10 protein-coding genes are annotated in these 11,313 nt (G+C 58.5%); 9 read left to right on the forward strand and 1 reads right to left on the reverse strand.

Annotation, left to right across the window (positions count from 1 at the left end; translation table 11 throughout):
• Positions 1–1,198, reverse strand: a 1,198-nt coding sequence (locus HX846_RS11840) for an AAA family ATPase (RefSeq protein ID WP_178965428.1), incomplete at its 3' end; no start/stop codon positions are given.
• A gap of 118 nt (positions 1,199–1,316) precedes the next feature.
• Here HX846_RS11840 and mrcB point away from each other — a divergent pair.
• The 9 genes from mrcB to msrQ all read left to right on the forward strand — a co-directional run bounded on the left by mrcB (position 1,317) and on the right by msrQ (position 11,143).
• The gene (gene mrcB, locus HX846_RS11845; protein WP_003212132.1) at positions 1,317–3,641 is read left to right on the forward strand and encodes a penicillin-binding protein 1B; all 2,325 of its coding nucleotides are present in this window, start codon (positions 1,317–1,319) and stop codon (positions 3,639–3,641) included.
• A gap of 16 nt (positions 3,642–3,657) precedes the next feature.
• Entirely contained in the window at positions 3,658–4,398 is a 741-nt protein-coding gene (locus HX846_RS11850; protein ID WP_008436887.1) for a M48 family metallopeptidase, read from the forward strand.
• Positions 4,398–4,727: a YqcC family protein gene (locus tag HX846_RS11855; RefSeq protein WP_178965429.1), complete on the forward strand. Its 330-nt coding sequence runs from the start codon at positions 4,398–4,400 to the stop codon at positions 4,725–4,727. The genes HX846_RS11850 and HX846_RS11855 overlap by 1 nt, the downstream gene beginning before the upstream one ends.
• 431 nt (positions 4,728–5,158) lie before the next feature.
• Entirely contained in the window at positions 5,159–6,883 is a 1,725-nt protein-coding gene (locus HX846_RS11860) for an acetolactate synthase 3 large subunit (RefSeq protein WP_008436892.1), read from the forward strand.
• A 2-nt stretch (positions 6,884–6,885) separates the two neighbouring features.
• Positions 6,886–7,377, forward strand: a complete 492-nt coding sequence (gene ilvN / locus HX846_RS11865; protein ID WP_003176102.1) for an acetolactate synthase small subunit — start codon at positions 6,886–6,888, stop codon at positions 7,375–7,377.
• A 50-nt stretch (positions 7,378–7,427) separates the two neighbouring features.
• Positions 7,428–8,444, forward strand: a complete 1,017-nt coding sequence (gene ilvC / locus HX846_RS11870; RefSeq protein WP_003212125.1) for a ketol-acid reductoisomerase — start codon at positions 7,428–7,430, stop codon at positions 8,442–8,444.
• Between the two features lie 144 nt (positions 8,445–8,588).
• Complete coding sequence (gene pssA / locus HX846_RS11875) at positions 8,589–9,446, forward strand: CDP-diacylglycerol--serine O-phosphatidyltransferase (RefSeq protein WP_003212123.1); 858 nt, start codon at positions 8,589–8,591, stop codon at positions 9,444–9,446.
• A gap of 63 nt (positions 9,447–9,509) precedes the next feature.
• Positions 9,510–10,523: a protein-methionine-sulfoxide reductase catalytic subunit MsrP gene (gene msrP / locus HX846_RS11880; RefSeq protein ID WP_003212121.1), complete on the forward strand. Its 1,014-nt coding sequence runs from the start codon at positions 9,510–9,512 to the stop codon at positions 10,521–10,523.
• Positions 10,523–11,143: a protein-methionine-sulfoxide reductase heme-binding subunit MsrQ gene (gene msrQ, locus HX846_RS11885; RefSeq protein ID WP_102368092.1), complete on the forward strand. Its 621-nt coding sequence runs from the start codon at positions 10,523–10,525 to the stop codon at positions 11,141–11,143. The genes msrP and msrQ overlap by 1 nt, the downstream gene beginning before the upstream one ends.
• Positions 11,144–11,313: the final 170 nt, after the last annotated feature.

An 11,313-nucleotide genomic window follows, 5' to 3' on the forward strand; every position in this document is an offset into this window, starting at 1 on the left:
AAGCATTGGTCGCGGCGCTGGCGTCTGCGGCGTAGATCCCGGCCTGCGGCGTGTTCTCGACCTTCTGCTCGCCGAACAGGCGCTTGCGCTCTACGTCCGAACGCAGGCGAATCGCCCCCAATGCTTCTACGAGGCGCATGGATACATGGCTTTTGCCAACGGCCGATACGCCATGGGTGATGGCCAGGAAGCGCGATGGGATGGTGCTGTAGCTTTCTGCCAGGTTGGCGTAGTTGCGGTACTGGCGCAGGGTGGTAGCGCGCTGCACCGCATCCGCCTCGGAAGGCATGCTGAACAGCGCGATCTTCGCGCGTACCAGGGCGCGGTAGGCTTTATAGAAGTTCAGTACTTCCAGGCCTTGATAGTCGCCGGTCAGCTCCAGGTACTGGCTGATGAAGCGTCGTGCCAGGCTCTTGAGGCCACGGTCTTCCAGGTCCATCGCCAAAAAGCCGGTGTCGGCATACACGTCGGTGAAGCGGAACGGCTCGTTGAACTCGATGCAGTCGAAGATGACCACGTGGCCATCAATCATCGTGGCGTTGCCCAGGTGGATATCACCGTGGCATTCGCGGGTGAAGCCATTGAGCTTGCGTTGTTCGAACAGTGGCTTGAGGCGCTCGAAACTGCTTTCAGCCCAGGCCTGCAAGGCGTCCAGTTGTGCCAGGTCGGCCTTGTCGCTGAGGAACGGACGGATCTGCTCGAAGTTCTGCAGCACCGGTGCCATGACATCGTGCGGCGTGCCAGCAGAGTTAGTGGCCGGGACTTTCGGGGCATTCAGGTGAAAATGCGCGATCTGCCTGGCCATTTCGTCGATGTGCGCGCTGGTCAGTTCGCCGTTGGCCTGCAGAGTGCTGAGCAGTTGGCTTTGCGGGAACTGGCGCATTTTCAGCATGTAGTCGACCACCGGACCGTCGCCGCCCAACTGCGGTGCCTCGGCGCTGCCGGTGATCGGCAACACTTCAAGATACAAATCATCGGTCAGGCGCTGGTTGAGGCGCAGCTCTTCATTGCAGAAGTGTCCGCGGGCTTGCAGGGTGGTGAAATCGAGGAAGCCGAAATTCACCGGCTTCTTCATCTTGTAAGCATAGGGCCCAGTGAGCAGGACCCAGGAAATATGGGTCTCGATGACTTGGAACTGATCCACCGGATGGGGAAACAGGGCCGGGTTTTGCAGGGCAGCAATCAGGGACTGGCTCACGGGCGATCCTTCAGAGTCTGGGAAAATTCATGGCGGGCATTATGGCTCCTACAGGCGGTCGTGCAAACCGCTGTCCGGCTCATGTTGGTCATCAATAAAGTGCGTATAATCCGCCGCCATGACTCGTACCCGATCTCCCCGTTCCCGTAAAAAACCTCCTTCCCGCGGCCTGCGCCCTTGGCTGGGCTGGGCGCTTAAGCTCAGCCTGGTAGGGCTTGTCGTGATCGCCGGCTTCGCGGTTTACCTCGATGCCGTGGTCCAGGAGAAGTTCTCCGGCAAGCGCTGGACCATTCCGGCCAAGGTCTACGCGCGCCCGCTGGAACTGTTCAGCGGCCAGAAGCTGAGCAAGGATGACTTCCTCACCGAGCTCGATGCCCTGGGCTATCGCCGCGAACCCGTGAGCAATGGCCCTGGCGCCGCTGCCGTCAGCGGCAACACGGTTGACCTGAACACCCGCGGCTTCCAGTTCTATGAAGGCCTGGAAAAACCCCAGCCGGTGCGCGTGCGCTTCTCTGGCGACTACGTAGCCGAACTGTCCTCGCTCAACGGCTCGAAGTTGCCGGTGGTGCGCCTGGAACCCTTAATGATCGGTGGGATTTATCCGAAAAACCTGGAAGACCGCATCCTGATCAAGATCGATCAGGTGCCGCCTTACCTGCTGGATACCCTGATCGCCGTCGAAGACCGGGATTTCTACAGCCACTGGGGCGTATCACCGAAGTCCATCGCGCGCGCCCTCTGGGTCAACACCTCCGGCGGCAAGATGACCCAGGGCGGCAGTACGCTGACGCAGCAATTGGTCAAGAACTTCTACCTGACCAACGAGCGCAGCCTGACCCGCAAGCTGACCGAAGCCATGATGGCGATGCTGCTGGAGCTGCACTACAGCAAGCAGGAAATTCTTGAGGCGTACCTCAATGAAGTATTCGTTGGCCAGGACGGTCAGCGTGCCGTCCACGGTTTTGGTCTGGCCAGCCAGTTCTTCTTCGGCCAGCCGTTGTCCGAGCTGAAGTTGCACCAGGTGGCGCTGCTGGTGGGCATGGTCAAGGGGCCGTCCTACTACAACCCGCGTCGCAACCCGGAGCGGGCGCTGGAGCGCCGTAACCTGGTGCTGGATGTACTTGAGCAGCAAGGTGTCGCCACCCCTGAACAAGTGGCCGCCGCGAAGAAAATGCCACTGGGTGTAACCACCCGCGGCAAGCTCGCCGACAGCTCCTTCCCGGGCTTTATCGACCTGGTCAAACGCCAGCTGCGTGAAGACTACCGCGACGAAGACTTGACCGAAGAAGGCCTGCGGATCTTCACCAGTTTCGACCCGATCCTGCAGATGAAGGCCGAAGCGTCGGTCAATGACACCTTCAAACGCCTGACAGGTCGTAAAGGCTCTGACGACGTCGAGGCTGCGATGGTGGTGACCAACCCGGAAACCGGCGAAGTCCAGGCCATGATCGGCAGTCGCCAGGCCAGCTTTGCCGGGTTCAACCGGGCGCTGGACGCGGTGCGGCCGATTGGCTCGCTGGTCAAGCCGGCGGTGTACCTGACCGCGCTGGAAAAACCGAGCAAGTACACGCTGACCAGTTGGCTGTCCGATGACCCGCTGTCGGTCAAAGGGGCTGATGGCCAGATGTGGACGCCGCATAACTTTGATCGTCGCTCCCACGGTACGATTTTCCTATACCAGGGCTTGGCGCATTCCTACAACATCTCGACTTCCCGCCTCGGCCTTGAACTGGGCGTGCCGAACGTGCTCAAGACGCTCGGCCGGTTGGGCATCACTCGGGAGTTCCCGGCGTTCCCATCGATGCTGTTGGGTGCGGGTGCGATGAGCCCGATGGAAGTGGCGACCATGTACCAGACCCTGGCCAACGGTGGTTTCAATACGCCGATGCGTGGGATCCGGAGCGTGTTGACGGCCGAAGGCGAACCGCTCAAGCGTTATCCGTTCCAGATTCAGCAACGCTTTGACCCGGCCTCGATCTATCTGATCCAGAACGCCATGCAGCGCGTGATGCGCGAAGGTACCGGACGCTCGGCCTACAACGTGCTGCCGGCCAACCTGACACTGGCCGGCAAGAGCGGTACCAGTAACGATTCGCGGGACAGCTGGTTCGCAGGGTTCAGCCAGGACCTGCTGGCAGTGGTTTGGCTGGGGCGTGATGACAACGGCAAGACGCCGTTTACCGGTGCCACCGGCGCGTTGCAGGTATGGACCAGTTTCATGAAAAAGGCCGATCCACTGCCGCTGAACATGCCGCAGCCGGACAATATCGTCCAGGCCTGGATCGATCCGCACACCGGCCAGGGTTCCGATGCCAACTGTCCGGGCGCGGTGCAGATGCCGTATATTCGCGGCAGCGAGCCACCACCCGGTGCAGCGTGCGGAGCCAGTGCGCCCGCCAGTGCTGAATCGGTGATGGATTGGGTCAAGGGCTGGATGAATTAAGCAAAGAGGGTTTCACGTGAACAAGTTGTTGATTCCAGCTATTACAGTTTTGGCATTGCTCGGTGGTTGCGCCAGCGTGGAGCGGGGCTCTATTCCGGTGGTGGACTCCAGTACAACGGTGTCCAACAACGACCGGATCTCGGCCAACGGCGGCTTCCGCCAAACCGTTACCAACCGCCCTGCCCAGGCCCGGCCCCAGGCGCAAGCCGTGCCTCAGGACTCTGGTGTAGTGGTGATGATCCCGGGTGGCGGCGCTGCCACCTCGGCTCCGATCAGTACTCAACCATGGACCCCAGGCCCAAGTACATCGGGCCCGATCGATGCCACGCCGATTCAAACGGCACCGATCAACCAGGGCACCTACAACATGCCGTCGACGCCGAGTGGAATTCCTTCCGCCAGCAGTGCCGGCGGTCTGTCAGCCGATGAGCAGTTGGATGGCCCGGTGCTGGCGTTGCTCACCACTGCCCAACAGCAGCAGTCGGGTGGCGATTTGAACGGCGCATCGTCGAGCCTCGAGCGCGCCCAGCGCGTGGCACCGCGTGAACCGCAAGTGCTATACCGCCTGGCTCAGGTTCGCATGGCCCAGGGCGATGCCCCGCAAGCAGAACAATTTGCCCGTCGCGGCCTGACCCTGGCCAATGGCCGTCCAGACCTGCAGGCCAGCCTGTGGAGCTTGATCGGTGATGCCCGCGAGAAGCAAGGCGATGCTGCCGGCGCCGCCCAGGCTCGGCAAAAAGCCAAGGTAAGCCTCTGATGGATGCACGCTTTCCGGCAATTGCCGAACAGTTGTTGTTGATCGAGCGTGAACTGCGCTTGCAGGGCTGGTGGGACGAATTGTCCCCCAGTGCTGAAGCCTTGAGCAGTGTTGAGCCGTTTTCCGTCGACACACTGGACTTTCACCAGTGGCTGCAATGGATTTTCCTGACACGGATGAAGCAAATCCTCGAACAGGACCTGCCATTGCCCAATGCGTCTGGGATTCTGGAGATGGCCGAGATGGTTTACGCCGATCGGCCACTTGAGAGCCTTGGCCTGCGGACTGCGCTGAAAAAGTTCGATCAACTGATCGTCGACGCTCGTTAATTGCCTGGCTGCCGGTTTTTCCGGCAGTCTTGCGCATATTTCTACCGCTTTGCGCCATTCAGGCGAGTTTTATCCCTCCTCAAGCCCCTTTCTTCTACGTTCTCATGCGCTTAGTTGGAAAAAAGCGCAATTATTGCTTGACTTGGAGGGGCTGAAACAGAAGAATCCAAAGTCCGCTGTAGAGGGACTGCCAGAAGCAGACCCACTCAGCAGATCATGAGGCGCATACCCGCGCCGACCTGTTACACCCGCAACGCGTTACCTCGCGCTGGGTGGGAAAATCCCGCAACACTTGGGACGCTCCCAATACTTGCTCAGTCAGTGCTGACGTAGTCGGCGACCACCGTCGCTCATGCTCTGCTGAGAAGTAAACCTATTAAGACCCGTCGGTTTTTAACGGACGGTATTCTGGCGTTTTAGAGGTGAACAACGTGGAGCTTTTATCTGGCGGTGAGATGCTCGTCCGCTTTTTGCGTGACGAAGGCGTCGACTATATCTACGGGTACCCAGGTGGTGCTCTGCTGCATGTCTACGACGCACTGTTCAAGGAACCGGCTGTTACCCACATCCTGGTTCGCCACGAACAAGCTGCTACCCATATGGCTGACGGTTACGCCCGTGCCACCGGTAAAGCCGGTGTGGTACTGGTGACTTCCGGCCCTGGCGCGACCAATGCCATTACCGGCATCGCGACGGCCTATATGGACTCCATCCCGATGGTGATCATTTCCGGCCAGGTGGCGAGCACCATGGTCGGTACCGATGCATTCCAGGAAACCGACATGATCGGTATTTCCCGGCCGATCGTGAAACACAGCTTCATGATCAAGCATGCCTCGGAAATCCCGGAAGTCATGAAGAAGGCGTTCTACCTCGCACAGTCCGGTCGCCCGGGTCCTGTGGTGGTCGATATCCCGAAAGACATGACCAACCCGGCGGAAAAATTCGAATACATCTTCCCGAAGAAAGCCAAGCTGCGTTCCTACAGCCCGGCCGTTCGCGGGCACTCGGGGCAAATCCGCAAGGCGGCAGAAATGCTGTTGGCGGCCAAGCGTCCGGTGCTCTACTCGGGTGGTGGGGTGATTCTGGGCGGCGGTTCTGCACCGCTGACCGAACTGGCCAAGCTGCTCAACCTGCCAGTCACCAACACCTTGATGGGCCTTGGCGCGTTCCCGGGTTCGGACCGTCAGTTCGTCGGCATGCTCGGCATGCACGGCAGCTACACCGCCAACCTGGCCATGCACCATGCTGACGTGATCCTCGCCGTCGGTGCGCGGTTCGATGACCGGGTGATCAATGGCGCGAGCAAGTTCTGCCCGAATGCCAAGATCATCCACATCGATATCGACCCGGCATCCATCTCCAAGACCATCAAGGCCGACGTGCCTATCGTAGGTCCTGTGGAAAGCGTGCTGACCGAAATGGTCGCTGCGCTGAAGGAAATCGGCGAAGCCCCGAACAAGGATTCCGTTGCCAGCTGGTGGAAGCAGATCGACGAGTGGCGCGGTGATCGCGGCCTGTTCCCTTACGACAAGGGTGATGGCAGCGTCATCAAGCCACAGACCGTGATCGAAACCCTGTGCGAAGTGACCAAAGGCGATGCCTTTGTGACCTCCGATGTGGGCCAGCACCAGATGTTCGCGGCGCAGTACTACAAGTTCGACAAGCCTAACCGCTGGATCAACTCCGGTGGCCTGGGCACGATGGGCTTTGGTTTCCCTGCGGCCATGGGTGTGAAGCTGAGCTTTCCGGATACTGACGTTGCGTGCGTCACCGGCGAAGGCAGTATCCAGATGAACATCCAGGAACTGTCGACCTGCCTGCAATATGGCTTGCCGGTGAAGATCGTCTGCCTGAACAACGGTGTACTGGGCATGGTTCGCCAGTGGCAGGACATGAGCTACGGCAGCCGTCACTCCCATTCCTACATGGAGTCTCTGCCTGACTTCGTCAAATTGGTTGAAGCCTATGGCCATGTCGGCATGCGCATCACCGATCTGAAGGATTTGAAGCCGATGATGGAAGAGGCGTTCGCCATGAAGGACCGCCTGGTGTTCCTCGATATTCAGGTCGACACCAGCGAGCACGTCTACCCGATGCAGATCAAAGACGGCTCCATGCGCGATATGTGGCTGAACAAGACGGAGCGTACCTAATCATGCGGCACATTATCTCCCTGCTTCTGGAGAACGAACCGGGCGCTCTGTCACGTGTGGTCGGACTGTTTTCGCAACGCAACTACAACATCGAAAGCCTGACCGTGGCGCCGACCGAAGACCCGACCTTGTCGCGTCTGACGTTGACCACCGTTGGTCATGATGAGGTGATCGAGCAGATCACCAAGAACCTCAACAAGCTGATCGAAGTGGTCAAGCTGGTCGACTTGTCGGAAAGTGCCCACATCGAGCGTGAGCTGATGCTGGTCAAGGTCAAGGCTACGGGTGCACAACGGGCCGAGATCAAGCGCACTACCGACATTTATCGCGGGCAGATCGTCGATGTGAGCGCCAGCGTTTATACCGTTCAACTGACCGGTACAAGCGACAAGCTGGACAGCTTCATCCAGTCGATCGGGACGGCCTCGATTCTGGAAACTGTACGCAGTGGCGTCACCGGGATTGCTCGTGGCGACAAAGTACTCAGCATCTAACTCAAATTTAGCGAATGGCCTTAAACGGCCTGGATATATAGAGGAACCTCATGAAAGTTTATTACGATAAAGATTGTGACCTGTCGATCATCCAGGGCAAAAAAGTCGCCATCATCGGCTACGGTTCCCAGGGCCACGCCCAAGCGTGCAACCTGAAAGATTCCGGCGTTGACGTGACCGTTGGCCTGCGCAAAGGCTCGGCCACTGTTGCCAAGGCTGAAGCCCACGGCCTGAAAGTGACTGACGTTGCTTCTGCTGTTGCTGCTGCCGACCTGGTCATGATCCTGACCCCGGACGAGTTCCAGTCCGCGCTGTACAAGAACGAAATCGAGCCGAACATCAAGAAGGGCGCCACCCTGGCCTTCTCCCACGGCTTCGCGATCCACTACAACCAGGTTGTGCCGCGCGCCGACCTCGACGTGATCATGATCGCGCCGAAAGCACCGGGCCACACCGTGCGCTCCGAGTTCGTCAAAGGCGGCGGTATCCCTGACCTGATCGCGATCTACCAGGACGCCTCGGGCAACGCCAAGAACGTTGCACTGTCCTACGCTGCTGGCGTGGGTGGCGGTCGTACCGGCATCATCGAAACCACCTTCAAGGACGAGACTGAAACCGACCTGTTCGGCGAACAAGCCGTTCTGTGCGGCGGTACCGTTGAACTGGTCAAAGCCGGTTTCGAAACCCTGGTTGAAGCTGGCTACGCGCCAGAAATGGCCTACTTCGAATGCCTGCACGAACTGAAGCTGATCGTTGACCTCATGTACGAAGGCGGTATCGCCAACATGAACTACTCGATCTCCAACAACGCCGAATACGGCGAGTACGTGACTGGCCCGGAAGTGATCAACGCCGAGTCCCGCCAGGCCATGCGCAACGCCCTGAAACGTATTCAGGACGGCGAATACGCCAAAATGTTCATCAGCGAAGGTGCAACCGGCTACCCTTCGATGACCGCCAAGCGTCGTAACAACGCCGCTCACGGTATCGAGATCATCGGCGAGCAACTGCGCTCCATGATGCCGTGGATCGGTGCCAACAAGATCGTCGACAAAGCCAAAAACTAAGTCGTACGGATCAAGGGAAAACGCGGCTTAGGCCGCGTTTTTTCGTTTGCGGGGCAGGTTCTGGTATAAAGCTGCATCGTTTGCGGGCGAACACTCGCCGCAAGTTTCTGTCGAAATTTTTCACACCGTTGCAAGGTAAAGTCCATGAGCGAACGTCCCGAAGAGCCAAACCAGGCCTCTGACGCCGAAAGCCTGCTACCGATCGATGAACATGTCGAAGAAGGGCACGATGCTGAAGGCCGTAAAGTCCGGCATCGTGGCATCTATCTTCTGCCGAATCTGTTCACCACTGCGAACCTGTTCGCGGGGTTCTACTCCATCATCAATTCCATGAGTGCCCAGAGTGCGTTGGCGGCCGGCGATGCGGCCGGGGCCAGCAAGTACTTTGGTTTTGCCGCGATTGCGATCTTCGTCGCCATGGTCCTTGATGGCCTGGATGGCCGGGTTGCGCGGATGACCAACACCCAGAGTGCCTTCGGCGCCGAGTATGACTCGCTGTCGGACATGGTTGCCTTCGGTGTGGCGCCGGCGTTGCTCGCATTTGCCTGGGCGCTGGGTGATATGGGCAAGGTTGGCTGGATGGTTGCCTTCATCTATGTGGCGGGCGCGGCATTGCGTCTGGCGCGCTTTAATACCCAGGTGGGGACTGCCGACAAGCGCTACTTCATTGGCCTGGCCAGTCCGGCTGCGGCGGGTGTGGTAGCCGGTATTGTCTGGGCATTCAGCGACTACGGTATCCAGGGTTCCAAGATGTCGTTCCTGGTGGCCTTGATGGTTGCGGCGGCCGGCATGCTGATGGTCAGCAATATCAAGTACAACAGCTTCAAGGAGCTGGATCTCAAAGGGCGTGTGCCGTTTGTGGCTATCCTTGCAGTGGTGCTGGTGTTTGCCGTGGTCTTCAGTGATCCGCCGCGAATCCTGCTGCTGGCTTTCCTTGTGTATGCCGCGTCCGGCCCGGTGCAGTACCTTCTGCATCTTCGTCAGCGCAAAACGTTGCCTTAATGTAATTTCCCCCATACTCCGCAGTCTATTGGTGCATCTGTCCTCCAAAGCTGCGGAGTTGCCATGTTAATCAAGTTTCCCAAAGCGTCTGATTGCCAAGAATCGGATGTCACGCCTGAATCCCTCTATTTCTCTCGCCGCAGCTTGCTCGGTGGTGCGCTTGCCGGCCTGGCTGCCAGCAGCCTGCCGCGTTGGGCCAGTGCGGATGATGCGGCACGTTATGCCGATGTCGAGCCGGGCAATGCACCTGGCTGGTTTGCCGAAAAGCTCCCGGGTACCAAATGGCAGGCGATTACCGTCAAGGACGAGGCCATCACCCCTTTCAAGGACGCAACCCACTACAACAACTTCTATGAGTTCGGTACGGACAAGGGCGACCCTGCAGCCAATGCCGGGTCTCTGAAGACTGAGCCGTGGAGTGTGGTGATAGATGGTGAGGTCGCCAAACCTGGGCGCTATGCGCTTGAAGACTTCATGAAGCCCTATCAGTTGGAAGAGCGAATCTATCGACTGCGCTGTGTAGAGGCCTGGTCGATGGTCATTCCGTGGATAGGGTTCCCTATATCGGAACTGCTCAAGCACGTCGAGCCGACCTCGAATGCCAAGTACATCCGTTTTGAAACCCTGCAGGATCCCAAGAGCATGCCGGGGCAGCGGTCCAACTTCGCCTTGATCGACTGGCCTTATGTAGAAGGGCTGCGATTGGATGAGGCGATGAATCCCCTGGCGATCCTTGCGGTGGGCATGTATGGGCGGGAGCTGCCGAACCAGAACGGCGCGCCGTTGCGGTTGGTGGTGCCGTGGAAGTACGGATTCAAGAGCGTCAAGTCGATCGTGCGCATCAGCCTGGTCAGCGAGCAGCCGAAAACCACCTGGCAAAGTATTGCCGCGAGTGAGTATGGGTTTTACGCAAATGTGAATCCTACCGTCGACCATCCGCGTTGGACCCAGGCGCGGGAGCGGCGGTTGCCCAGCGGGCTGTTCAGTCCCAATGTGCGTGAGACACAAATGTTCAACGGCTACGCCGATGAAGTCGCTTCTCTTTATACGGGCCTCGATCTGCGGAAGAACTATTAATGCGCTATCCGATCTGGCGCATCGGCGTCTTTATAGCAGCGGCGGTGTGGCCGCTGTTCTGGCTGTACGAGGCCTGGAGCTTTGCGCTGGGACCTGACCCGGGCAAGGTTCTGATGGATCGGCTCGGGCTTGGCACCTTGATTCTGTTGTTAATAACCCTGGGTATGACACCGTTGCAGAAGCTCAGTGGTTGGGCGGGGTGGATCGCCGTGCGACGGCAACTGGGATTGTGGTGCTTTGCCTATGTGGTTTTGCATCTCGCTGCTTACTGCGTGTTTATCCTTGGGTTGGATTGGTCGCAGTTGGGGGTTGAGCTACGGAAGCGGCCTTACATTATTGTGGGTACCTTGGGATTCCTTTCTCTATTGGTGCTGGCAGTCACCTCCAACCGATACAGCCAGCGTCGCCTTGGTGTGCGCTGGAAGAAACTGCATCGTTTGGTTTACGTGATTCTCGGGCTTGGTTTGCTGCATATGCTGTGGATCGTGCGGGCAGATCTCAAGGAGTGGGCTATCTATGCATCTATAGGGGCGCTGCTTCTGGTCCTGCGTATACCGCCGGTGATGCGCCGAATTCCCCGTCTTATTGCTAAAAAACCATCTTCTGCAACAAAAGCGTAATTAACCCTTGACGGCAGATTCTGGAAGTCTATAATTCGCCCCACTTCCGGCGCAGTCGAAACGGAAAACTCCTTGGTAAACAAAGAGTTATGTAGGTTTCGACAGCGAGCTGCTTCAGATCATCGAGGCCCAGAAGGAGTTAGTAAGGCGGTGTTGTTTGGCCCTATTAA

The organism is Pseudomonas sp. K5002, assembly GCF_013386655.1.
In the GTDB taxonomy this organism is placed as follows: domain Bacteria; phylum Pseudomonadota; class Gammaproteobacteria; order Pseudomonadales; family Pseudomonadaceae; genus Aquipseudomonas.

Excerpts from the sequence above, each read along its gene's own strand:
- mrcB (WP_003212132.1), top strand. The coding sequence starts at position 1,317 with ATGACTCGTACCCGATCTCCCCGTTCCCGTAAAAAACCTCCTTCCCGC.
- HX846_RS11855 (WP_178965429.1), top strand. The coding sequence starts at position 4,398 with ATGGATGCACGCTTTCCGGCAATTGCCGAACAGTTGTTGTTGATCGAG.
- ilvN (WP_003176102.1), top strand. The coding sequence starts at position 6,886 with ATGCGGCACATTATCTCCCTGCTTCTGGAGAACGAACCGGGCGCTCTG.
- ilvC (WP_003212125.1), top strand. The coding sequence starts at position 7,428 with ATGAAAGTTTATTACGATAAAGATTGTGACCTGTCGATCATCCAGGGC.
- pssA (WP_003212123.1), top strand. The coding sequence starts at position 8,589 with ATGAGCGAACGTCCCGAAGAGCCAAACCAGGCCTCTGACGCCGAAAGC.
- msrP (WP_003212121.1), top strand. The coding sequence starts at position 9,510 with ATGTTAATCAAGTTTCCCAAAGCGTCTGATTGCCAAGAATCGGATGTC.
- msrQ (WP_102368092.1), top strand. The coding sequence starts at position 10,523 with ATGCGCTATCCGATCTGGCGCATCGGCGTCTTTATAGCAGCGGCGGTG.